This is a genomic window from Lysinibacillus sp. 1 U-2021 (genome assembly GCF_029916965.1).
In the GTDB taxonomy this organism is placed as follows: Bacteria; Bacillota; Bacilli; order Bacillales_A; family Planococcaceae; genus Lysinibacillus; species Lysinibacillus capsici.
Genome location: NZ_CP123966.1, coordinates 2,710,936 through 2,734,845, shown reverse-complemented (window position 1 = coordinate 2,734,845; position 23,910 = coordinate 2,710,936). Strand labels below are relative to the sequence as shown.

19 protein-coding genes are annotated in these 23,910 nt (G+C 38.6%); 8 read left to right on the top strand and 11 right to left on the bottom strand.

Going from position 1 to position 23,910, the window contains the following annotated elements; genetic code table 11:
* The first annotated feature begins 14 nt into the window (after positions 1-14).
* The gene (locus QH639_RS14065; protein ID WP_082148098.1) at positions 15-836 is read left to right on the top strand and encodes a squalene/phytoene synthase family protein; all 822 of its coding nucleotides are present in this window, start codon (positions 15-17) and stop codon (positions 834-836) included.
* A 41-nt stretch (positions 837-877) separates the two neighbouring features.
* On the opposite strand, the gene QH639_RS14060 is transcribed toward QH639_RS14065, so the two are convergent.
* Positions 878-1,366: a metal-dependent hydrolase gene (locus QH639_RS14060; RefSeq protein ID WP_131519757.1), complete on the bottom strand. Its 489-nt coding sequence runs from the start codon at positions 1,364-1,366 to the stop codon at positions 878-880.
* A 157-nt stretch (positions 1,367-1,523) separates the two neighbouring features.
* Here QH639_RS14060 and QH639_RS14055 point away from each other — a divergent pair, with 157 nt between their 5' ends.
* Positions 1,524-2,756: a ferredoxin reductase family protein gene (locus QH639_RS14055; protein WP_237900195.1), complete on the top strand. Its 1,233-nt coding sequence runs from the start codon at positions 1,524-1,526 to the stop codon at positions 2,754-2,756.
* Positions 2,757-2,793: 37 nt separating this feature from the next.
* Here the strand turns inward: QH639_RS14055 and QH639_RS14050 are convergent, their stop codons facing one another.
* Positions 2,794-4,824: a methyl-accepting chemotaxis protein gene (locus QH639_RS14050; RefSeq protein ID WP_237900193.1), complete on the bottom strand. Its 2,031-nt coding sequence runs from the start codon at positions 4,822-4,824 to the stop codon at positions 2,794-2,796.
* A gap of 194 nt (positions 4,825-5,018) precedes the next feature.
* On the opposite strand from QH639_RS14050, the gene QH639_RS14045 reads away from it, so the two are divergent.
* Together QH639_RS14045 and QH639_RS14040 are read left to right on the top strand one after the other, a co-directional pair.
* Positions 5,019-5,645, top strand: coding sequence for a nitroreductase family protein (locus QH639_RS14045; protein WP_237900190.1), 627 nt, complete (start codon positions 5,019-5,021; stop codon positions 5,643-5,645).
* Between the two features lie 350 nt (positions 5,646-5,995).
* A complete protein-coding gene (locus tag QH639_RS14040) occupies positions 5,996-6,493 on the top strand; it encodes a hypothetical protein (RefSeq protein WP_004269361.1) in 498 nt (165 codons plus the stop codon).
* A 28-nt stretch (positions 6,494-6,521) separates the two neighbouring features.
* Here QH639_RS14040 and QH639_RS14035 read toward each other — a convergent pair whose 3' ends face one another.
* The gene (locus QH639_RS14035) at positions 6,522-7,571 is read right to left on the bottom strand and encodes a DUF1835 domain-containing protein (RefSeq protein ID WP_131519753.1); all 1,050 of its coding nucleotides are present in this window, start codon (positions 7,569-7,571) and stop codon (positions 6,522-6,524) included.
* A 141-nt stretch (positions 7,572-7,712) separates the two neighbouring features.
* Between QH639_RS14035 and QH639_RS14030 the strand changes: the two genes are divergently transcribed.
* Positions 7,713-8,882 (top strand): pyridoxal-phosphate-dependent aminotransferase family protein, encoded by a 1,170-nt coding sequence (locus QH639_RS14030; RefSeq protein ID WP_131519752.1) that lies wholly within the window; start codon positions 7,713-7,715, stop codon positions 8,880-8,882.
* A gap of 276 nt (positions 8,883-9,158) precedes the next feature.
* On the opposite strand, the gene QH639_RS14025 is transcribed toward QH639_RS14030, so the two are convergent.
* Together QH639_RS14025 and QH639_RS14020 are read right to left on the bottom strand one after the other, a co-directional pair.
* A complete protein-coding gene (locus QH639_RS14025; RefSeq protein ID WP_131519751.1) occupies positions 9,159-10,487 on the bottom strand; it encodes a D-serine ammonia-lyase in 1,329 nt (442 codons plus the stop codon).
* The gene (locus tag QH639_RS14020) at positions 10,477-10,950 is read right to left on the bottom strand and encodes a YaiI/YqxD family protein (RefSeq protein WP_221680718.1); all 474 of its coding nucleotides are present in this window, start codon (positions 10,948-10,950) and stop codon (positions 10,477-10,479) included. The genes QH639_RS14025 and QH639_RS14020 overlap by 11 nt, the downstream gene beginning before the upstream one ends.
* A 175-nt stretch (positions 10,951-11,125) precedes the next feature.
* On the opposite strand from QH639_RS14020, the gene gdhA reads away from it, so the two are divergent.
* The 3 genes from gdhA (at position 11,126) to QH639_RS14005 (ending at position 14,202) form a co-directional block, all read left to right on the top strand.
* On the top strand, positions 11,126-12,499 hold the full coding sequence (gene gdhA / locus QH639_RS14015) for an NADP-specific glutamate dehydrogenase (RefSeq protein ID WP_004269356.1): 1,374 nt from the start codon (positions 11,126-11,128) through the stop codon (positions 12,497-12,499).
* A gap of 217 nt (positions 12,500-12,716) precedes the next feature.
* Positions 12,717-13,403, top strand: coding sequence for a phosphoribosylaminoimidazolesuccinocarboxamide synthase (locus QH639_RS14010; protein WP_131519749.1), 687 nt, complete (start codon positions 12,717-12,719; stop codon positions 13,401-13,403).
* Between the two features lie 145 nt (positions 13,404-13,548).
* The gene (locus QH639_RS14005) at positions 13,549-14,202 is read left to right on the top strand and encodes a Yip1 family protein (RefSeq protein ID WP_016995151.1); all 654 of its coding nucleotides are present in this window, start codon (positions 13,549-13,551) and stop codon (positions 14,200-14,202) included.
* A 94-nt stretch (positions 14,203-14,296) separates the two neighbouring features.
* Here QH639_RS14005 and QH639_RS14000 read toward each other — a convergent pair whose 3' ends face one another.
* The 6 genes from QH639_RS14000 to QH639_RS13975 form a co-directional block, all read right to left on the bottom strand.
* On the bottom strand, positions 14,297-15,499 hold the full coding sequence (locus QH639_RS14000; RefSeq protein ID WP_004269353.1) for an NAD(P)-dependent malic enzyme: 1,203 nt from the start codon (positions 15,497-15,499) through the stop codon (positions 14,297-14,299).
* Positions 15,500-15,905: 406 nt separating this feature from the next.
* The gene (locus QH639_RS13995) at positions 15,906-16,736 is read right to left on the bottom strand and encodes an MBL fold metallo-hydrolase (RefSeq protein ID WP_131519748.1); all 831 of its coding nucleotides are present in this window, start codon (positions 16,734-16,736) and stop codon (positions 15,906-15,908) included.
* 54 nt (positions 16,737-16,790) lie between these two features.
* On the bottom strand, positions 16,791-17,345 hold the full coding sequence (locus QH639_RS13990; protein ID WP_131519747.1) for a hypothetical protein: 555 nt from the start codon (positions 17,343-17,345) through the stop codon (positions 16,791-16,793).
* Positions 17,338-18,456 (bottom strand): hypothetical protein, encoded by a 1,119-nt coding sequence (locus QH639_RS13985; RefSeq protein WP_281114688.1) that lies wholly within the window; start codon positions 18,454-18,456, stop codon positions 17,338-17,340. Before QH639_RS13985 ends, QH639_RS13990 begins: the two co-directional genes overlap by 8 nt.
* An 882-nt stretch (positions 18,457-19,338) precedes the next feature.
* Positions 19,339-20,148: a sulfurtransferase gene (locus tag QH639_RS13980; protein WP_281114687.1), complete on the bottom strand. Its 810-nt coding sequence runs from the start codon at positions 20,146-20,148 to the stop codon at positions 19,339-19,341.
* Positions 20,149-20,158: 10 nt separating this feature from the next.
* Entirely contained in the window at positions 20,159-23,770 is a 3,612-nt protein-coding gene (locus QH639_RS13975) for a dynamin family protein (protein ID WP_281114686.1), read from the bottom strand.
* Positions 23,771-23,910: the final 140 nt, after the last annotated feature.

The following is a 23,910-nucleotide window of genomic DNA, read 5'->3' as shown; positions in this document are numbered from 1 at the left end:
ACGGAGGAATACAAGTGAACGAGCAAAAAAGACTTTACAAAGAAGCGATGCAGGTTTTGAAAGATACAAGCCGCACGTTTTATATACCTATTACATTTTTAAAAAATGATTTAAAGATATCAGTAGCTGCAGCCTATTTAGCAATGCGTGCCATTGATGAAATTGAAGACCATGAAGAACTTTCTAATGATGTAAAATTTGATTTACTGTCAGCTACGAGTGAATTACTAAAGGACAATTTCAATAACGAAGCCTATCAGTCATTACTTGCACCTTATGCAGAGCTATTACCTGAAGTATCCCTTCGTTTAGCAGATTGGCTGACATTTTGCCCTGAGGAATCCAGAAAAATTGTACAGGCTTCCACAAGTGAAATGGCTTTTGGGATGGCAAAATGGGCAAAGGCGAATTGGCAGGTCCGCACACGTGAGGATTTAGACGATTATACATACTACGTGGCTGGGCTTGTAGGGACGATGCTGTCTGAGCTTTGGGCATGGGGTGCAGGCGTTCAAACGGATCGCGAGCTAGCAATAGGCTATGGCCGTGGATTGCAGGCTGTCAACATTTTACGTAATCAGCATGAGGATTTAGATGAACGTGGTGTAAGTTTCGTACCAGAGGGATGGACACGCGAGGATTTATTTGCGTATGCAGAAGAAAATTTAGCCAAAGCAGATTTATATATGAAGGATATCAACAAACGTACTATTCTGCTGTTCTGTCGCCTACCACTTGCCTTAGCCCACAAAACACTAAAGGCAATGCAAGAAGGGCGAGAAAAAATGACTCGTGCCGAGGTAGAGCAAACTGTTGAAGAGGTACAGGCAGACTAACATCAAAAGCCCCAGTAAACGATTACTGGGGCTTATCTTATTTATATCGCATCAATAAATCTTACAATTAATTCATAGCTCAAATAGATGGATAGCATCGATAACAACATCAGTACGACACCTTCTACCTTGCTACCAGTTTTCGTTGTCAGCGGAAAACGAATGGAGACAGTCGCAGGGAAAAATAGTTTAACCCCTTTTTTTGTACACATATCAAGTATGATATGACTAGCCATCCCGATAATTATTCCAATAGATATCGCTCGATAAGGAATCAACATATGTAATAACACCATCATGCTTATTAAAAACAACAAACTATGTGTAAAGGAACGATGTCCAAATACTGTATTTACTAGCTTCGCGATGAGGGGAAATGTTCGACCTATTTTACTACCTCTATGACAAATATCTGGAAGTAACGCACCAATAACCCCTGCACCAACTAAGACAAGTGGGTTATCATTTGAAAACTGTGCAAAGGCAAGACTTGCTGTAATGCCCCCTACGATATGGGTATTCCCTTGCATAAATTACTTCCACTCCTTTTCTCTTATTTTTCCTTCTTAATGTAACATAATTCGACACAAAAGGGAACGTACATTCCGAACGTACGCTCGAAACTTTTTTCCTATCTGATTGTATAGCTAGTTAAATTATGGATAAACATAGGGATGGAGGTTAAATATGAGAGCCTATAAAGGAATACTTTTTATTTTCATCATTTTGTGTGGTAGTGCTTTGCTTTGGTATTTTAGCAAACCCATGGCACCGATCCATCCGTTAAACACACTAAGTCATGTCATTGGAGGCTTAGCCATAACTTGTTTATTTCTTGTATTCTTATTAGCTACAAGAATAAAAAAGTTGGAGCGTTGGTTTAGTGGTCTAGCGCATGTCTATTTTTATCATAAATTACTAGCAATCCTTTCACTTGTATTGATTCTTATTCACGGGCAATTACAAAAAATGATTCCTGATGAAGAGCTAACACAACAAACACCACTCAACGAATTCGCAAAAGATCTTGGCGAGCTTGCTCAATACGGCTTTATCTTCCTAATCATTCTTGCCTTTATTGCAAAATTCCTGAAGTACGAGCATTGGCGCTGGCTTCATCGATTATTACTTGTGCCCTATACACTGGGTATTTATCATGCTTATTTTTCTAGCCACTATGATTTATTACAACCCTCAGCTTTAGGGATTTTTACAGCATTAACAACTACGATTGGATTTATGTCAGCCCTTTATATGCTGACAATGTATCAGGATATGTTCTTTCCCTATAAAGGTCAGATTTCATCCATTCAAAGGCTGACTCCTGAGATATTGGAAATTAAGTTGAAGCTTACAAAACAGCTGGATTATCGACCAGGACAATTTCTCTTTCTGAAAGTCTTTCAAGAGGGTATCGAAAAAGCACCGCATCCCTTCTCTATTTCTGGAGGGTGTGGACAACAAATCAATCTTACAATGAAAGCTATTGGAGATCATACCAAACAGGTCTACAACCTTATTCAGGTTCATACAGAGGTTGCTGTAGATGGCCCCTATGGTCATTTTGACTTCGGCAACGGGAATGCACAGCAGCTATGGATTGCAGGTGGTATGGGCATCACCCCATTTCTTGCCTATTTACACACGCAGCCTGATAAGAAAATTGACTTATATTATTCTTTTCACGGGCAAGACAATGTCATCTACAAAGATTTTTTAGAGGATTATGCACAAGCAAATGACCATTTTACTGTCACATTTATTGATACAACACAGCGCAATAGACTCTCTGTTAATGAGTTATCCGTTTCTCCACAAACTAGTATTTATATATGTGGACCAGAAAAAATGATCAAGCATTTCAAATCGGCTGCACCTAAGAAAAATGTAAAATGGGAAGCTTTTTCATTTAGATCTTAAAAAGGTGTACACCTAAATCTAGATGTACACCTTAGCACTAAATCGTGAATTTAGTTGCTTCTTCTTGCAGATTTTGAGCAAGTTGCGCTAATTGCTCTGAGGCTACAGACATCTCATTCATTGTCGATGCCTGCTCCTCCGTGATGGCCGATACATTTAATGTATGATCATTTGTTGCAAGTGCCTGTTTGCTAATTGCCTGTACTTTTTCGGTTACTGCCTGCAACTTTTCAAAAGCATCAGATGTCGTTTTGCTTGTCTTTTGCATGGTGTTTTGGAGACCTTCAGTTGCACTGGCAATTGTATCGAAGGTCATGCCTGCTTGTTGAACAGAGCCAATGCCTTGATGAGCTATTTTTCGACTTTGCTCCATCATCTCTACTGCATCATTCATTTGTTCCTGAATCGTCTGCACAACCTTTGCAATATCTAACGAAGCACGGCTAGTTTGTTCAGCTAGTGCTTTCACCTCTCCTGCAACAACGGCAAAGCCTTTCCCTGCTTCCCCTGCTCGTGCTGCCTCAATGGCAGCATTAAGAGATAGTAAATTAGTTTGGTCGGTAATAGCCGAAATGAGCTGACTCATCTGCTCGATTTGAATCGAATGCTCCTTCAAGCCATTCACCAGATTGGCACTACTGTCAACCTGTGCATGTAGGTGGACAATATCATTTACGAAACCATGTATTTTTTGTGATCCGCCAGTAGCGAGTTCAGAGGTTTTTTGTGATTGTTGGACTGCTTCATGTAAATCGTCCATGGCGGTCTTCATATTCCCACCTAGTTGTGTTGTTACACCCTCTAACGCCCCACTCACCTGTTGTTGTGAACTCGTATTTTCTGCCACCTCTTGCATAGAAATCGCAACTTCTGTGACAGTTTTATTGACCTCTTGCACACTTGCCGTTAATTCCTCTGCAGTAGAAGCAACTGTGTCAGTTTCAGCTACAATGCGGTGCATCATCGAACCTAATGCTTCCACAGAGTCATTATAATATTGCGCCATTTCACCAAATTCATCCTTTGTATGAATGGCCATTTGTTGCGTTAAATCACCCGTAGCAAGATAGCCTAAATGAGTATTCATCGTTTTCACTTCCCCACGGATATAACGAGCAAGGAAATAAATACTAATTGCGATAAGCAAAATTAGAACGACACTCATCACGATTTGCTGTTGAAGCATGGCCTGTATTTCGCCATAAAGCTCCGTTGTCGGAACCAGTAACACTAACTTCCATGGCATATCTTGTATTTGCATAAATTGTAAGGTAAAATCACTACCCTGACTGCTTGTATGTATTAACTTTTTTTGATCAGAAATCTGCTCCACAGGCATGTTCAACAACTGCTGGATCGTTTCTTTATTCACTTTATTTACATCAGGGTGCGTTAAAATTTTGCCACTATCATCAATTATAAATGCATAACCACTCTCTCGAATTTTCACGTCAGAAACAATGGATTGAATTGAATCTAATACATAATCCCCTGTAATAATGCCAATGGGCTTAGAATCTTTGACAATTTGTGTACCAAATGAGATAAACATTTCCCCCAGAGCTTCATCAAAATAAGGTGCAGTATGAACTACCTTATTAGATTGGATACTATTGCGATACCATTCTTGCTCGTGAAAATGATAGGCAGGATCTTCATAAGCATCCGTAGAGACAATTTTTTCTTCTTCCTTATAGGCATAAGGCCCGAAAATTTCTCCCTTTGCCACACCCTCCTCTAGCCATAATCCCATACCATACGTTTCCTTATTGAAAGGCAATAGCTGCTGTACGTAGCGAATAAATTGCTCTCTGGTCATCATACTGTCAGCCGATTCTATTGTTGTCTTTGCACTATTTATGAGCTGAATGTGTGCATGCAATTTGCCCTCAACGGAACCTGCAACATCATCCGCGAGTATAGACATTTCATTTTCAATAGAGCTTTCAAGTTCATTGGATACGTTCAAATAGTTAAGGAAGGTCATACCACCTAAAAAAACAGTGATGACAGGAATAAGCATTGCGATTTTTGCCATAATATTTAAATTTCCTAATAGCTTTTTCATTCACCTTCACTCCATATCTATTATTATTGCTCTATTCCATCTCTAGTATAAATGGATTATACCTACAAAAATATGTTTTTTTTGTAACTTTTAAATCCTATATTCGAGACTCTTTAATTCGAGCAATTTACTTGGAAAATGAATTCATTTATCGTATAGTAAAAAACGCATCATACCAAGAAGGAGACAAAATAATGACAGTGACAAAAAGTTCTTTAACTAAAGTTATGCACGAGCGTAAATCCGTTCGTAAATACGATGAAAACTTTAAAATCCCGCAGCAACAATTAGAAGAATTACTTGTAGAAGCGACGTCTGCTCCATCGTCTAGTAACCTACAGCCTTGGCGCTTTTTAGTAATTCAGGATGAAGCGGTCAAAAAAGAGCTACGTGCTATTGCCAATAACCAAGAACAAGTAGAAACTTCCTCAGCAATTATTGCCGTTTTAGGTGATACAAAGATGTACGAAAATGCCGAGGCTATCTATACAAAGAACTTCAATCTTGGCTATATCAATGAGGCAACAAAAGATTTAATGATTAACAACTCAATCAATCTATATTCTCAACTTCCCCAAGAAGTGTTAAAAAATATCGTTACATTTGATGCTGGTCTAATTTCCATGCAAATCATGCTACTAGCTAAAGACATGGGCTATGATACAGTGCCAATGGGTGGATTTAATAAAGAAGCCTTTGCTCAACGCTTTGAATTAGCTGACCATATCGTCCCAGTTATTTTAATTGCCATTGGTAAGGCAGCCGCACCTGCTTACAATTCTTCCCGCATTGAACTTGAGCACATCGCCAAATTCATTTAATACACGTGAAAATAGTCATCTTACAATGTAGTTAAGATGGCTATTTTTATTTTTTGTGGCATTTCTTGTGCATCTACCATCATAGGATAGTAATGTTTTTGTACGTAATTTTTGAAATTAATAAAACGGAAAATGATTCTCAAAAACTAGCATAATAATGTTTCCAAGGATATTTTTTGCATTTTTATCATAAGGCACTCAAAAAATCATCATTAAAGCCTTAAATAATCCACTTCATTCTAGTACATTTGTGCGATTTTTACTAAATATTACATCTAAATTGTTGTAGCTTTAACATTTGAGGATTGTTATGATTAGGAGGTATTTTCATATGAAGGGAGGTTTTTCTGATGAATTATGACTATAATGATTCTTATTATTACTCAGATTTAGATGCAGCCATGGGTGGTTTATTTTTTATCTTTATACTAGCCGCTCTTGCTATTGGTTTAATTGCCTACATTATTAGTGCACTTATTTATTTTATGACATCTAAAACAAATGGTTTTGGAGATGTAGCCTATATTGCTTGGATTCCCATTATTAATGTATATAGTCTCTTCCTGCTGACAGCTGGTGGGGATACTCGAGAAACAATACGTGCAACAGCTTTAAAAAATACCCTTATTTATGCAGGCTTGATCATTGTTTCGTTTATTCCATTTATCGGTATTCTGGCTTCTTTAGGAGCGGCAGGCTTTACACTGTATTTCACGTATCGCCTATTCTACCGCTGGTGTGGCGAAACAGGTAAGGCAGTATTATACACAATCTTAATGGTAATAACAGGTGGATTGTTCTTTGCCATCTACGGCTTAATGCGTATGAACAGACCTTTCGTTGCTTAATTGTTTAAAACCTCTTTATGCCCTTAGGCTAAAGAGGTTTTTTACGTAATTTCACAGAGTAATGGTGCATGGATTTAGGAATTCCCTTTAATTCAAAAACCCCGCTATATATTAAATAGCGAATTCTATATTCTAAAAAGAAGATATTTGGTGGGGCATCCATTCTTGTTAATAGCTCTGAGATGAATTCACCTGTTTGTATAAAATCAGTACCCCCTTGCTCCTTATGAAGTTGTTCAATCGTTGACATAATCAAATTATCATAATAATTCTCTTGGACTGCTTGAATTTGTCGATGTAGCCATAGTCGACAAACATCCTTTGTCTGTGCTAAACTTTCCCACTGTTGCTGAAAAATTAGACGCTCCTTTGCGGACATTCGCTTTATATCATACATTTCCATGTTCCATTGATGGTTGATAGCCCGCTGTTCACCTGTGTTGATAAGAACAACTTCATTGGTTTTATTACGTAATAAATAGAGTAGGAATCTAAGACCACACTGTTCTTCTGCATTGTACCCACACCAAATGTAAATCAGCAGGTTGCTTGGAATATCCTGTATCTCTCTGATTGTGTTCATTAATTTATTTCGATTTATAAAATCATCCATTCCATCATTAATATTTTCTCTTAGCCACTCATCACGGAATGCCTGTCCTCTTTTTTCATCGAGTTTCCACAATGGTCCAATCGACAAATCCTCTGGAAACCCGATCACATATTTCGGTGGAGCAAGTGTCGCTCGTAAGGAGCCTGCTGCAGATTCCGAGCAAACAATATGTACTATTTGTGCTGAAGTAGTGGTTATGACCTGTTGAATATAATCATTAATAATTTCTACCAACTGATAGAGCTCTTCCTGCCCCATAAAGAAAGACCATCCCTGCTGAGGTGTGCTTTGTTCATGATGAAATGCTGTAAAAGATTCAGATGGCTCAAGCTCATACCCCTGCCATTCCCCCTCTCTCATCACCTCTGCTATTGTGATATACTCTAACGCTTGAATTCTATATACTAGCACCTGGTTTGTGTCGTAGAAGAAATAGATAAATGGATAATGCATGGATGTTTCCATTCGCACTGCCTCCTTTTTAAAAATTGTACCACAATGACAATCTCTTCCATCATTTTTCAAAAAAGTAGTTAGCTAGCACCATAAATATGCTATTATTATAGTTAGAAAATTTTGAATTTCTAGCAAAGGGGATAAATGAATATGTATGAAAATATTTTAAGACATCCAGGGCCAACACCGATTCCAAAAAAGGTACAACTTGCGATGAATCAGGATATTTTTAGTCATCGTAGTCAGGAATTTGTAGAATTATACCGAGAAACAATTGAATTAGTAAAGCCTGTTTTCGGTACGACACAGGACATCTTACTTTTACCTTCGGGTGGGACAGCCGCGCTTGAGGCTGCAGCTGTTAATACTGTATCTGCTGGTGAAGAGGTTGTCGTCATCACAGTTGGAGCTTTTGGCGACTATTTCGTTTCAATCTGTGAGCAATATGGCTTCCATGTACATAAGCTCGAAAAAGAATGGGGACAGGCTTGTACAGCCGAAGAGCTTCGAGCATTTTTACAGCCATTACAAACTATTAAAGCCGTTTTTGTGACGTACAATGAAACATCCACAGGTATTTTAAACCCTGTTGCTGAACTAGCCCAGGTGATCCGTGAAGAAACAGATGCCCTCGTTATCGTTGATGGTGTAAGCTGTATTGGTGGCGCTCCTGCTGAAATGGATGCTTGGGGCATTGATATTCTGGTGACAGGCTCTCAAAAAGCCATGATGCTCCCACCTGGACTCTCTCTTATCAGCGTAAGCGAAAGAGCTTGGGAAGTCATTGAAGAAAATCAAACACCTGCTTATTACTTAAATCTTCAAAGCTATCGTAGCTGGGCGGAAAAGGGCATGACTCCTAATACACCTGCTATTACACTGATTTATGGACTGCATGAGGTGTGTAAGTTAATCGAACAGGAAGGTGGCTTTACGCAAACAGTTGCCCGCCATGACCTCATGAAAAACATGGTGCGAAATGCAATGAAAGCATTACACATGGAGCTATTAACTGAAGATCAATACGCTTCTCCAACTATTACAGCAATTAAAACACCTCAAGGAATTGATCTTGGTGAATTTTTGACGCACCTTAAGCAACACTATCATTTAGATTTCGCAGGCGGTCTAGGTCATCTACAGGGTAAAATTTTTAGATTCGGTCATATGGGCTATTGTTTCCCAAGTGACATTTTACAAGCCGTTTCCCTACTTGAGGCTGCCCTACAAGACTTCTCCTATGATTTCGAACCAGGAGCAGGCATCCTTGCCGCACAAGAAGTATACTTAGCCGCACAACGTAAAGCACTACAACGTTAAACAGCAAAAACAGGTGGAGAAAAATGACTCCACCTGTTTTTTAATTTGTTCTACTAAACTTGAAGTTGCGTTTGATCGTTTGTGGATGCAATCTGTGCGGGTTTCTTCACTTTGTTAGCGCTTTAAACTCCTGGTTGAGCGGGTCCACACATTTTACGAGCGCTTTGGACTCCTATTGGAGCGGGGCATCTCACTATTCGAATGCCTTCCCCCATGCTTGAACGGGAAATAACTAATAGAGGTCAAGCTTCCATCCAAACATAGCTCACATCATCTTTAATTAAATTCCTTGACCTTTGCTAAATAAGCAGCTCGCATTGTAGGTGGGACCATACTACCGCCAGTTGCCCATACAAGATGTGTGGCTTGTGGTAGATGGTTTACTAATGCGTTCTTTTCTAGATAGGATTGACCTTGTTGTAATAAACGAATGGCTCCATACATTCCTGCGTGTGCAGATGGCTCTAAAAATAAACCTTCACTTTCCATCGCTAATCCTAGAGATGTAAACAGCTCTTCATCTGATACTGTATAGCAACCACTTATATACGTCTCCATCACTTTTCCTACAAATTTGGAGGCGCGACCAACGGCTAACCCATCCGCTTCTGTTCGATTGTCAAGACCAATATCTTCTACACTAATTGCGTCATGTAAGCCTGTCATCAGCCCGATCGTCATACAAGGAGAAGCGACAGGTTCTGCAAAGAAAATATGCACATGCTCACCGTAAATTTCTTTTAATCCATAGGCAACACCACCGGGTCCTCCACCTACGCCACATGGTAAATAGACGAACAATGGATGGGCTTCATCCACTAAAATATTCGTCCTTTCTAGCTGTTCCTTCAAACGCTTGGCAGCTACGGCATAGCCAGCAAATAAATCCTTTGAATTTTCATCATCAATAAAATGACATTTTGGATCTTGCTCAGCTTCCTGTCTCCCCTGCTCAACAGCTACACTGTAATCAGCCTCATATTCAATCACTGTCGCACCCTTTTCACGCAGTAAGGCTTTTTTCCACTCCTTTGCATCACTCGACATATGTACAACGACATTAAAGCCGAGCTTCTTGCCCATAATGCCGATACTTAATCCTAAATTCCCCGTAGAGCCTACTGCAATCGTATATTGTTGGAAGAACGACTGAAATTCCTCTGTTGCTAAAATTGCATAATCATCCACTTCTTTAAGTCTTCCACTTGCCAAAGCTAGTCTTTCTGCATGTTTTAATACCTCATAAATTCCTCCACGTGCTTTGATCGAGCCAGAGATCGGTAATGCATGATCACATTTTAAAAGCAATTGGCCAGGAATCGCCACACCATATGCTTGTTCAATAGCACTTTTCATTGCAGGAATTTCCTTGATCGTTGATTCAATTAAACCATCACTTTCTAGAAGCTCTGGAAATGCTACTTTTAAATAAGAAGAGAAACGTTGTAATGTTGCTTCTGCATCATCCACTTCAGCCATAGTAAAGAGCGTTGTTTCAGGATTTTTCATCCAATTTGTATTTTCCCACAATACAGTAACCTTTTTTGCTAGTTCGTTCAACTGCGGATATTGTTCGAATAGTTCGTGTTTATGTTCATTTTTCACCTGTAGATTCCTCCAGTTTATAGGCTAAAATCGCTCGTTCACAAATTTGTCGAAATTTCATTTCAAACGAAATATTGTTTTCTTGTGTTCTTTTTTTAGGTCCCTTTGTTCGCCCACCTGCCCTTCTAATTTTTTGACCAACATGCCGCATATCGAGCAAACGTTCGATGTTTTCATTAGACATTTCTCGTCCATTTTGATCAATCGGATACCCCCCTCGCGCTAAAACCATGGCTGCTAATCCATAATCCTGTGTAATAACAATATCGTGTTTTGAAAGCGCGTTCACTAGCGTAAAATCAACCGAATCTGGACCTTTAGGTACAATAATTGTTATTACATTATCACGTTCAACACGATGCGATGTATCGCAAAACAAGATAGTTTCTATCTCAAACTCAGATGATATAGATAGCGCTAAATCCACTACTGGACAGGCATCAGCGTCTATAAGAACCTTCACAATAAAGCATCATTCCTTTCTCGTAATTAGATGAATCACTTAGAACTAAATTATTTCAATATAATTTTAAAACAACCTCTCTTGCTCAATTTTTCACAAACTTTAAAAGTATTTTATTGAATAGTTTGAAAAATAGATATACGATACACCTATCAACTAAATGGGGGTTTTATTTATGACAATTACAACTGTTAGCAATGAACAATTAGCAAAAGAATACGTAGATGGCGTATTTGAGCAACTTAAACAACAGAATAGTCATCAAGCGGAATTTTTACAAGCAGCTGAAGAAATTTTCATCTCATTAGTACCTGTATTCGCACAACATCCTGAATATATTAAGGCCAATATTTTATCCCGTATTGTGGAGCCAGATCGTATTATTTCTTTCCGTGTAGCATGGCAAGATGATAACAATCAAGTCCAAGTGAATCGTGGCTATCGTGTACAATATAGCAATGTCATGGGCCCATATAAAGGCGGTCTTCGCTTCCACCCTTCTGTAAACGAATCCATCATTAAGTTCCTAGGCTTTGAGCAAATCTTTAAAAACGCTTTAACAGGGCAACCTATCGGTGGTGGTAAAGGTGGTTCAAACTTCGATCCAAAAGGTAAATCAGATTCAGAAATTATGCGTTTCTGCCAAGCATTCATGACTGAATTATACCGTCATATTGGTCCAGATGTCGATGTTCCTGCTGGTGATATTGGCGTAGGTGCTCGTGAAGTAGGTTATTTATGGGGCCAATATAAGCGTTTAACAAAAGCAAATGAATCAGGTGTATTAACTGGTAAGACTCCAGGCTATGGTGGCTCTTTAGCACGTAAAGAAGCAACTGGTTACGGTACTGTTTACTTTGTGAACGAAATGCTGAAGGATGCAAATGACTCATTCGAAGGAAAAACAGTCGTTGTTTCTGGATCTGGTAATGTATCTACGTATGCGATTGAAAAAGCGCAACAGTATGGGGCTAAAGTGGTTGCTTGCTCAGACTCTTCAGGCTATATCTACGACCCAGAGGGCTTAGATTTAGATGCCATTAAAGAAATTAAAGAAGTAAAAGGTGACCGTATCTCAACTTACGTTAATTATCGACCAAATGCTACTTTTACAGAAGGTTGTACAGGAATTTGGACGATTCCTTGTGATATTGCTCTACCATGTGCTACGCAAAATGAAATTAACGGTGAGTCAGCTCGTACATTAATTTCGAATGGTGTGAAAGCCATCGGTGAAGGTGCTAATATGCCATCAGATCTTGAAGCAATCAATGAATTCCTAGAGGCAGGCGTATTATTTGGTCCTGCAAAAGCAGCGAATGCTGGTGGAGTTGCGGTATCTGCTCTTGAAATGGCACAAGACTCTAGCCGCGTATTTTGGTCATTTGAAGAAGTAGATGCGAAACTTCATCAAATTATGAAAAATATTTATACAGACAGCAAAGCAGCAGCAGAAAAATATGGCTTCCCAGGTAACCTAGTAGTTGGTGCAAACATTGCTGGCTTTATCAAAGTAGCAGATGGAATGCTTACTGAAGGCGTTTATTAATAACATTCTATTTTCAATGTTTCCTAGGATTTGATTTCGGAATATTCTTAATCTCAACCAAGGTGGTAACGAACATTCGTTATCACCTTATTTTTTATTTACAATCCCATTATAAAACATAAAAATAAACGTTTTAAACGAACATTTTTAGCGTTAAATATTTAAAACATTCGTGTTATAATTTTAGAGTACTATGAAAAATATTGGAGGGTTTTTTGTGGAATTATTGTATACAGGTAAAACAAAAAATGTGTTCAAATTAGAAGATGGTCATTATTTATTAAAATTTAAAGACGATGTTACAGGAGAAAACGGCGTGTTTGATCCAGGTGCAAATACTGTTGGTTTAACAATTGATGGGGCTGGCTTGGCTGGTTTACGTTTAACTTCTTATTTTTATTCAAAATTAAACGAACAAGGAGTTCCTACTCATTTCGTTGATGCTAACTTCGAAGATGCAACAATGACAGTAAAACCAGCAACTGTTTTCGGTAATGGCTTAGAAGTGATTTGCCGCTTTAAGGCCGTTGGTTCATTCCTGCGCCGCTATGGTGCCTATGTAAAAGAAGGACAAGATTTAGACTCTTTTGTAGAAGTGACAATCAAAGATGATGATCGTTTAGATCCTCCGATTTCCGAAGATGCTTTAGCGATGTTAAACCTGTTAACTCATGAAGAATACGCCATTTTGAAACAACGTACAATTGAAATCTCCAAATTTGTAGCGGGAGAGCTTGCTAAAAAAGGCTTAACGCTTTATGACATTAAATTAGAATTCGGCCGCGATGCGAAAACGAATGAAATTTTATTAATCGATGAAATTTCAGGCGGTAATATGCGTGCTTACAAAGGTGAGCAATATATTGAACCATTAGAACTTGAGAAAATTATGTTAGCTGAATAATAGAAACAACCTTAAAAGAGTCGGCATTTACGACTCTTTTTTTATGTGTGGGCTTATTTTTATTTTCCATGAAACTTTTCTTTACTTCACTCGTATATTAACTATATGTAACAAGCAATTATTCTATTATTTTGGAGGTAGTTTGATGGAAAATTTGAATGAGACATCGAAAGAAGAAAGGTCAAAACTAAATCCATTTTTATCGGTTTGGATGCATCCAAAGCAAACAACTCGTTATATGATTAATGAAAAATCTATCGGCTTTGCAATTTTGGTTTTGTCTATTGGTTATATTGGCTCCCTTATGTCTGGATTAATTGATTCAGAATTTCTTCCTGATTTTTCTCCATGGCTTTTAGTCCTATTATGTGTCATTTTTGCTCCGATCGCAGGTGTGATCGGCACAGCTATTTCTGCACTCATCTCATGGCTATTCGGGAAATTATTTAAAGGTACTGGGACTTACTCGGACTTATTTAAGGGGTTAAGCTTAACAGCAATCCCATATATTGTGCTGGTTCCACTTTATATTATTTGGTTAATGACTTCACCCGATTCATTATTGGATCCTAATTTTATGGGTTCATTACCGTGGATTTTTTGGCCAACTATTTTAGTAAGCATCATTGTGACGATTTGGTCATTTGTTATTTCTGTAGGTGTAGTCGCTGAAGCACACCAAATTTCGAACTGGATGGCTTTCTTCACCATCTTTATTCCAGCCATTATTATCTTCATCGTATTATTTGTTCTTTTCTTTGTCATACTCATTGGAATTATTGGTGTTGGCATGGTCTAAAAACTTGAGATAAAGCCTTTGTTAACTCGACACAGCTAAAAAAGCAGATAGAGAAAAAGCCTGTAACTTTTTTCTATCTGCTTGTTTTATTTTATTAGACAGATAGTGCGGTACTTTGCTGGAATAGCTCAGATACGCCAGATTCTACAGCTGCCCCACTTACTGCGCGTGAGACGATGGCCACTACGCGTTCGTCTAACGACTTAGGAACAATATATTCTTCCTTTAGTTCCTTATCACTTACAAGGGAGGCAATGGCTTCTACAGCAGCTAGCTTCATCGACTCATTAATATCCGTAGCACGCACATCTAAAGCTCCCCGGAAAATACCAGGGAATGCGAGAACATTATTAATTTGATTTGGATAATCTGAACGGCCCGTTCCCATAACACGTACACCCCATGCTTTGGCATTTTCATACGTGATCTCTGGATTTGGATTGGCTAAGGCAAAGACAACTGGATTTTCATTCATGGACGCAATATGTGCCTCTGTCAATAGATTAGCTACAGAAACGCCAATAAAGACATCTGCACCTGTTAGTGCATCCTCTAGTGTACCATGTTGCTTCTCTGGATTCGTCAAATGAGCAACCGCTTCTTTAATCGGGTTCATCCCCTCTGTACGACCCTCATAAATAATACCTTTTGTATCGCACATATAAATATTCTTATAGCCCATTTGTACAAGTATACGCAAGATTGCAATGCCTGCAGCACCAGCACCGTTAATCACAACTTTCATCGTTGCAACATCCTTTTTCACAATACGATTGGCATTAATCATCGCTGCTCCTACAACAATCGCTGTTCCATGTTGATCATCATGAAAAACTGGAATATCACATTCTTGACGTAGGCGATCTTCAATTTCAAAGCATCTTGGTGCTGAAATATCCTCTAAGTTTACCGCACCAAATGTCGGGGCAAGCGCCTTCACAATGCTGACGATTTCATCCGTATTTTTTGTATCTAAGCATATTGGAAAAGCATCAACATTGGCAAAACGCTTTAGTAAAATCGCCTTCCCTTCCATTACAGGTAATGCCGCTTTCGGACCAATATCTCCCAATCCTAAAACTGCTGTCCCATCCGACACAACTGCTACCATATTACCCTTCATTGTATAGTCGTACACAAGCGAAGGATTTTTTTCAATCTCCACGCATGGCGCTGCTACCCCCGGTGAATAAGCCAAGCTAAGATCATAGGAATCTTGTACAGGTACCTTTGAGCTCACCTCTAATTTCCCACTATAGTGTGCATGCATTTCTAATGCCTTTTTCATTACGTCCATTCCATCCCATCCTTTTCCCTTTGGTTTTTTATTATATTTCAGAATCATAATACTTTGTGAAAATATAGTCAACGAATTTTCTGTCAATTTATTTTAAACTTCAAAAATTCAAGGTTTAATGACTTTCATTACATTTTTCTGTCAAATTAAACATTTCACAAACAATTTTTTTAAGATAATTAATGTGATTGTTGACACATTAAAAAGTGTACACATAGAGCCATTTAGCCTGTTCAACTTTTCACATAGTATTTTTCTTATGTAAATGAGAATTTTTTCACAAACTTTTGTAAGCGTATCCATTGTCTTCATTGACTTCGTCACAATTTATTCACATTTTTTCACAAAGTTTTTTATTATATAGATCAAAGTATTTGTGAAAATCTTAACAAGCAAAAAAAGAGCCCTATATAAAGGACTCTTCGGTAAAATGATTCATAAAGGCCGTGATGATATGCTTGGAAGACCATTGCTCTCCCGAAACTTTTGTAATCGGATAGTCACGAGGAAAAATTGTTTTGGTGATTTCTTCAACAGAATAACCTTGCATAAATAATTGTTTCACTTTTCCTTGCATGTTTTCCAAATAAGCAATTTTTTCTTGTATTTTCGTTCGACCATCCTCTATAAAGCCTGCATGACAGCAATAGACGACATCGAAATCATAGTTTACTATTTTCCTCAAAGACGCCAAGGTATGGACAATATTTTCTTCATCAAGCACAACCTTTGTCTTGGGTTGGATAAACAAATCACCTGTAAACATAGCGCCTGTTTCCCGATTGTAAAAAGAGAGATGATCTGTAGTATGCCCAGGTGTTTCAATAACATCCCACGTTGCTGCATTCGTTTGTAATGTTTGACCTAATGGTTGGGCAACAAATGCTGGTCGTTCCCCCCACAATGCCTGACGATAGAATGGATAGTCTCCATCCTCAGCACAAAGATCGACTGAATCACGATGAATATAAATAGGTACATTCTTATGGTGTTGAATCCACGCTGCATTTCCTGCATGATCCTCATGTGAATGTGTTAGTGCCAATTGCTCTATCGGTATATCCTTAAAAAAGGATTGAAATTCCTGCGACAGTGAGTAGGAACCCGTATCAATCAGTAGCCCATCCACAAAAAAGCTGTACACACTCATACCAATCCCCTGCACCGCAACTTTCCCATGCGCACATTGTACACCGCGATGCTGCTGAATCTCGATACTTTTCTCCCGTTTAAACATCCTGCTCCCCCTTTGCCCCTTGTACAAAAAGTGTAGCATAAAATGAATGGTGAGTCATTTTTGTAAGTAGGTAACAACAAAGGATTTATTTTTTACATGTTTTCGAAGTGCTAACACATGAACAAATAACCGTATATTTACTGCCAATAAAAGCAATGCGCCTAGGAACAATAATCCCATCTGCCAATCACTTGTAACATTCATTAACAGCGTCCAACTTATAATGACAGCAAAGGCAATCGCTATATATTTTTTCATCACTCTTGTAGTGGAACCCTGTATATCGTGTTTTTGTTCAATGCTTAATAAAATTTTTCCAAATTCCATTATGATCAGCAATTTAATTCCTTGAATTAAAACCGTACTCCAATAGAAGAGAAGATGTGAAGAAAAGAAAGTACTCATCAAGGCAAGAATCATAGCGCAAGCCATATATTTGCTGATAGGTGTTTTTTCTTTATAGAACGAAAGACTTTTTAAATAGGCCCCATAAACAAGGATATCTTGTAGAAGATTAGCGTATTTAAAAACATTTAAATAGATAAATTGAAAGAAGAGCGCCACTGCAAACCATTGTAAAAGTTTTACCTGTTGTTTAGATTCACTCATTGTTTTCACGCACCTTTTTCACCAAATTCGACGTAAAATACGCTTGCGAATATACTCTTTTAGTTAAATAACCATCGGGGCCACTAAAGCCTATGGACGTATTGATATCTAAGGGGGCTTCCTTCAATTGAATAGTCAGCTCCAAGCGTTGACCTTTCGTCACTGAAAAAGGAAAATCACTTGCTGTGTAGCGCTGATCGTTTAATCGCCATTCTTTCAACAGTATTTTATCCTCTAATGTAGCTGGAACATAAAATGCATCAAAAACTGCATCCTGCTGAAGGGTAAATGATATGATTTGTTCCGAATCATTTTGTGACTGACTATAGCTATTATTCATGATCTGATTTTCATCAATGAAGGTTTCCCTCGTAAAATGAATTGGGGCAGGTAATTTCACCTCGTCATTTAATACAAGATAAATAGTTTTACTTGCCATCACTTTTTTCATCGTGTTTATATCAAGCTGAAAAAAAGCTAAACGAATATTTTGATAGCGTAAATCTTGAGAAGTATCCAATGGGTAATAAAAGCCATTGACTAGATTTGCTTGCTCTGTTTGATCATATACTATTGGTAATTGCACATCTTCTGCCTGCAAATATTTCACATATCGATGGTCATCTTTGTTTGTAATATAGCGTATCTCTAAAGCATTCTGTAAGCTATCTGTAACTTCAATTACAGTAGGAACCACTATCGGTTTTATGAATTGATGTTGTAAAAAAATCGTACTGTTACCGATCAGTAAAATTAAAACTACGGCAACACCAATCGTCTTTTTCTGGTCAACGCCAACTTTAAGCTTTTTCCTAGAGATGTATAGTATGATGCATACGCACAAAATAGCCAAAATCCAGTACATTGGCGAAGATAAATGATCTAATTGTGACATTAACGCACTAGCCCGATCATTATCAAAGTGTTGCTTCCCTACCATGAATGCCACAAATCCACCCGTTGCAAGTGTTACAGCAACAGTCAAGACTTTAGGTACCCCGTGCAAAGGCTTATGCTGCTCTTTTGTTGCTTGTTCAATACCTTGTAGACTACGCTGATGTAACGATTCTGGAATGTCTATTTGATCCATCTGCTTTTTTAGATCGTTCACCCTTGCCCCTCCTGTTTCAGTGCCTGCTTTAATTTTTTTAATGCACGATACAAAATGATTTTCGTCGTCCCTAATTTAAGCTGCAATACCTGAGCCACCACCCGCTCCCCCCCTTTTTCTATTAGACTTTTAAACTATGCAATTTAGCTTTGCAAAACAGAAATTTCCTCATTTTATGTATTACTACCTGAGCATGCTATGCTCTCTCCACTTTGATGGATTTTTTGATCAAGTATAAAATTCTATCTCCTACTTTAAAAGGGCTATCCTTCACTTTTTCATTTTTATCCGTCACTTTGAACAGGTTATCCGCTACATTAAATTTTATCCGTCACTTTGAACGTTCTATCCTCCACTTTTTCTTCCGTATCCGCCAATCTGAAGAGGTTATCCGCTACATTAAATTTTATCCGTCACTTTGAACGTTTTATCCTCCACTTTTTCTTTCTTATCCGCCAATCTGAAGAGGTTATCCGCTACATTAAATTTTATCCGTCATTTGAACGTTCTATCCTCCACTTTTTCATTTTTATCCGCCACTTTGAAGAGGTTATCCGCTACATTAAATTCTATCCGTCACTTTGAACGTTCTATCCTCCACTTTTTCTTCCGTATCCGCCAATCTGAAGAGGTTATCCGCTACATTAAATTTTATCCGTCACTTTGAACGTTCTATCCTCCACTTTTTCTTTCTTATCCGCCACTTTGAACAGGTTATCCGCTACATTAAATTCTATCCGTCACTTTGAACGTTCTATCCTCCACTTTTTCTTTCTTATCCGCCACTTTGAACAGGTTATCCGCTACATTAAATTCTAACCTCTACTTTACGCTCTATCCACCGCACTATAAAAAAACGCCCACCGAAGTGAGCGTTTCTTTTTATTCGTTTGTGCCTTTTTCCACGTCATATTCTGTAATCCAATCACTGAAGCTACCTACATATAATTGGATGTTGTCATAGCCTTCATCTGCTAACACAGCATAAAGTGGAGAGGCGGTTACGCCGCTGCCACAGTAAACCACAACCGGTTCATCAGCTGCAACTTTTTGACGTAATGCATCGTTTGCCTTTAGTTGACCATTTGACTTCAATTGCTCCCAGTCAAAGTTTTTCGCAGTTGGGATATGGCCAGCTACTTTATCCAATGGCTCTACTTCCCCTCTATACCTTGCAGCAGCACGCGCATCGAGTAAAGTGGCTTTCACCTCTCCATCCACAATGGCTTTTACGGCTTGGCGTGGTGCGTAAAGCTCATCTTTCCAATCAAACTCAATGATGGTTGGGGGATATTTAATAATATCCTTGGTAAAAGGAATTTTCGCCTCAAGCGCAGGGGCACCTCCGTTGACAATCACTACATTTGGGAAACCAGCATATGTTAGCATCCACCAGGCGCGTGGGGCAAATGGAGCTGCTCCTTGGTCATAAACTACAATCTGATCTTCATACCGTAATCCTAGTTCTTGAAAAACGGATGCCAATTTTTCTTTGCTTGGCATTGGATGACGACCTTCTTTGCTGTCCATATCCGATAACTGCTGTTCTAAATCAATATAGATAGCACCAGTAGCATGACCTTCCTCGAATGCTTTTTTGCCAGCCTCTTTGTCCTGAAGATCGAAACGAGCATCGATAAAACGGACGCCATCAAACTGAATTTCATCCACTGATTTGAATACTTTTCCCATTAGAATCACCTCATGCGTATTGTAATTGTGCGTAAATCGCTTTCCAAGAAGCTAAACGGCTCTCTTCTTGTAAGGCTAATCTTTCTGTGTCAATTTGTTCAAGCGCTTGATGATAAATATAGTAACGTAATTTTTCGGCTTCCTCTGCTATAAACGTAATCGCCCATGTCATGAGGGAAACTTTCTGTGCATCTAAATAATCTTGTGCATCTGGTTTTGTGATAGCTTCTAGTGCCTCACTCAGCTTCACTTTTTCATTCTTTTCAAAGAAAGCTTTTTGATTGCGGAAATGAGATTTTACGCTAGCATATTTGGAAATATCCGCAAACGGTCCTTCAAAATCCAATAAATTTGGCTCAGAAGATTCAAAGGCTAGGAATGAGAAGCTTCGATTTAACTCTTTCAATTCGCGTACTTCATCTTTAAAACGTTGTTGCATCTTTTTGCTAATGAACTGCGATAAACGGAAGTTTGTTACACGCATTTCTTGAGTAAAATCAAAACGCAAGCTTTGCATTACTTCTTTTAATGCATGCTCCAATGCTTGTTGCGCTGGCATTGCAGCAAAGGTAGAAGGATTGTAGCCTTCCTTAAAGAACTCAGGGTAACGATAATAAACACGCTGAAGAACATAATAGAGTAGCTCATCAAGCTCCTGCTTTGTTTCACTCTCTAACATGCTCGTATTCAGTACACTGTACTTCGATTGAATATGTTGTTCAAGTGTTGTTAATTCCTCTAGTCGCTCATCTTTACGTTTTAAGTTTTCCTCTGTTTGGGCAATTAAATCCGCCAAACGTTGCTCTGTTTTATCAACTTCCTCTACAAGAGCTTGAACGGCTAATGCACTCAATTCATCATTTAAGAATGTATGGAAGTCGCTTTCAAACGGTGGCATCCCTGATGTTAAATCGGCACCTTCTACCTTTTCCTTCAACGCTAAAAGACTAGATACCCCATATAGTCTTGGGAAGCGAATGCCAAAGCGTTGTAACTCTGAGCGTACATAGCCTTTTACATCTTCCTGTTCTTCATCCGTTGTTGCCAAATCAATTGCATTGACAATAAAGAACATTTTATCAAGCTCAAATGCATCCTTCACACGACCAAGCTGAATTAAAAACTCGCGGTCAGCTTTGGCAAAGGCATGGTTATAGTACGTAATAAATAGGATGGCATCAGCATTACGAATATATTCAAATGCTACACCTGTATGGCGGGCATTAATAGAGTCCGCTCCTGGCGTGTCAACAAGTGTCACGCCCATACGTGTTAATGGACTATCATAATAGAAGTCGATATTGTCAACAAAGCAAGATTTATTTTCTTGTGCTACAAATTTTTCAAACTCCTCACGGTCTACGCGGAGGATAGAACCAAATTCAGACTTAAAGGTTGGGTAGCCTTCTTTATAGGCACGAATAAATGATTTATGAACATTTAAGCGTTCGTCCGTTAACTGAACTCCAAGCCCTTCATCAGCACGATTATAGGCTTCCTCCAATGTCGATACAGACAAACCAATCGCCGCATAGGAGCCTTGAATATCCTCTAGCATTTGTTCCGCAGTTTTAAGCTGTACATCTGCTGTTTCATGTGGGTGCTCAGGTGTAACTGGACGAATTTTATTGATGGCCGCAGTTGTTGGATTTGGTGAAACAGGTAACACCTTGGCTCCCATTAAAGCGTTTGAAAAGGAAGATTTACCAGCACTAAATGCGCCAAACAATGCAATGGTAAAATCTTTTTTCTGTAGTCGTTCTACTTTATTTTCAAGGTATTGGGCTACTTCGGCAAAGCCTTGCACCTCTTTGACTGCATTAGCAGTATGAAGTGCACGGTTAATCACACCATCGATTGGTAGAATCGTTGCAGTAGTAGCTTGCTGAGCTTCCTCTTGTTGGATGATTTGCTCTTTTGGCTGCAGCATGGACTCGTCAAATAGACGAATTTCTGCTAAATCTTGCTTAAATGATTGTTCCCAATTTGTAAGCTGTTGATTGGCAACTTTACGAATTTCATTGCTCGCTTGATGCATAGTGCTTGCACTATATTGCTGATAGCCTTCAATTTCAAGGACCGCATTAATGGCATCTACTTTGTCCTGCATACCCGCCATTTTTAATTTTGATGGTGCGGCAGTTTCTGTTGCTACAGCTTCAAGAGTTGTCGCTTGCGCATTTTTCCAACTATCTGTCTCCTGAATAAAGTAGCGCTTTGTTGCTTCTGCGATACGGTTAGCGAAGTTTAACACAGCATCACCTGTTAAAATAGCGCCTGTTTGAACTTGCTGCTCAATCAATGAAAAAGGTAAGTCAAATTCATAGGCATCAATAGCAGCGGCACGTTCCTCATTTAATGCACCAACGTCCTTCAATACCTTTTTCATAAGACCTTTTAAATGCCCCGTGATTTGTGCATGGACCACATTTTGATAGGCACTATACGCATTTTCTTTACGTCTGTTTCGCTCTTCCTCTGTTTTTTTCTTTGCAGTAAAGAGCCCTCCAACTTTAAAGCCTTCCTGCATGCTTTCTAAATAAAGGCGTAAGTGATCGCGTAAATCAGCTGGCATAATTGCAGCATTCGCGAGCAACTCCTTACGTTGCTCCTCAAACGTTTCGTTCCAAGCTTCTACTGAAAATAATTCAACCTGACGATTTAATTTATTGTATTGCTCTAATATATCTTGATGGTGTGCCCAGTCATCCGCACTTAAAATTTCTTCATCAATGGCTAAACGATCCTGTCTTTCTTCCATTAAATAATTGTCATGCTCGCTTTGCAATAAACGCAATGTATTCGTAGCTGTTTGGACAAGCTGCTCCTGCCAGTCATTCATACTGTCCATCACGATTTTCTTTACTGCCTCAAAATCATTATGTGGATGCTCTGGCTCTCTTAATGATGTAAAGAAAACACCCTTCGGTACAACACCCCATGCTGCAAAGGACTGATGAACAGTTGCTTTAAATTCTTCAAAGCTCAATTCATTATCCTTATGCTTATCAATCATATTGACAATTAAATAAACATTTGGATTATATTTCATTAATTGCTTTGTGAATTGGAAATTTAATTCCGACTGCACATGGTTGTAGTCCATTGTATAAAATACGATATCGGCAATATGTAATGCTGATTCCGTTGACATGCGGTGTGCATCATCTGTGGAGTCTACCCCTGGCGTATCCATTACAGTAACACCTAGTGGTAATGTAGAGGCACTGTGTCCAATCTCAATCTGTGACACTAAATCCCCATTTTTACTTAGCTCTTTTACTGTTTTAAAATCATAGCCAGCCTCAAATTTTACGGGCTTTTCATTGTGCATATAAACAATTGCATAGTCTTCCTCTGATTTATGAACTTTGACGATGTTCGCACTTGTTGGAATTGGACTAGATGCCAGTAGATTTTCACCAGACAGCGCATTAATCATACTGGACTTCCCTGCAGAGAAATGGCCTGCAAAGCCAATCACATACTCTTTTTGCTGAATTTTTCGAGCAAAAAGTGATGTTTTATCCATACGCTCTGTATCACCATTATGCTGATAAATTATGTATTGCAAAGAGGCTTGCTTTAATAGCCCCTCCAATTGTTGTTCAAAATCTTTCATGAAACCAGTAACCCCTTTTTCATTAATTATTCATAATTAGTATTCTACCTTATTCAACTAGCAAAGTATAACACTAATTTAAAGCATATATGCCAACGTTTCCATCCTTACAAAAACATGTTTATACAAAAAATCTATGC

What these genes read in the sequence shown, in the direction of transcription:
- QH639_RS14060 (WP_131519757.1), bottom strand. Translation starts at nt 1,366, where the DNA reads ATGCAAGGGAATACCCATATCGTAGGGGGCATTACAGCAAGTCTTGCC.
- QH639_RS14055 (WP_237900195.1), top strand. Translation starts at nt 1,524, where the DNA reads ATGAGAGCCTATAAAGGAATACTTTTTATTTTCATCATTTTGTGTGGT.
- QH639_RS14050 (WP_237900193.1), bottom strand. Translation starts at nt 4,824, where the DNA reads ATGAAAAAGCTATTAGGAAATTTAAATATTATGGCAAAAATCGCAATG.
- QH639_RS14045 (WP_237900190.1), top strand. Translation starts at nt 5,019, where the DNA reads ATGACAGTGACAAAAAGTTCTTTAACTAAAGTTATGCACGAGCGTAAA.
- QH639_RS14040 (WP_004269361.1), top strand. Translation starts at nt 5,996, where the DNA reads ATGAATTATGACTATAATGATTCTTATTATTACTCAGATTTAGATGCA.
- QH639_RS14035 (WP_131519753.1), bottom strand. Translation starts at nt 7,571, where the DNA reads ATGGAAACATCCATGCATTATCCATTTATCTATTTCTTCTACGACACA.
- QH639_RS14030 (WP_131519752.1), top strand. Translation starts at nt 7,713, where the DNA reads ATGTATGAAAATATTTTAAGACATCCAGGGCCAACACCGATTCCAAAA.
- gdhA (WP_004269356.1), top strand. Translation starts at nt 11,126, where the DNA reads ATGACAATTACAACTGTTAGCAATGAACAATTAGCAAAAGAATACGTA.
- QH639_RS14005 (WP_016995151.1), top strand. Translation starts at nt 13,549, where the DNA reads ATGGAAAATTTGAATGAGACATCGAAAGAAGAAAGGTCAAAACTAAAT.
- QH639_RS14000 (WP_004269353.1), bottom strand. Translation starts at nt 15,499, where the DNA reads ATGGACGTAATGAAAAAGGCATTAGAAATGCATGCACACTATAGTGGG.
- QH639_RS13995 (WP_131519748.1), bottom strand. Translation starts at nt 16,736, where the DNA reads ATGTTTAAACGGGAGAAAAGTATCGAGATTCAGCAGCATCGCGGTGTA.
- QH639_RS13990 (WP_131519747.1), bottom strand. Translation starts at nt 17,345, where the DNA reads ATGAGTGAATCTAAACAACAGGTAAAACTTTTACAATGGTTTGCAGTG.
- QH639_RS13980 (WP_281114687.1), bottom strand. Translation starts at nt 20,148, where the DNA reads ATGGGAAAAGTATTCAAATCAGTGGATGAAATTCAGTTTGATGGCGTC.
- QH639_RS13975 (WP_281114686.1), bottom strand. Translation starts at nt 23,770, where the DNA reads ATGAAAGATTTTGAACAACAATTGGAGGGGCTATTAAAGCAAGCCTCT.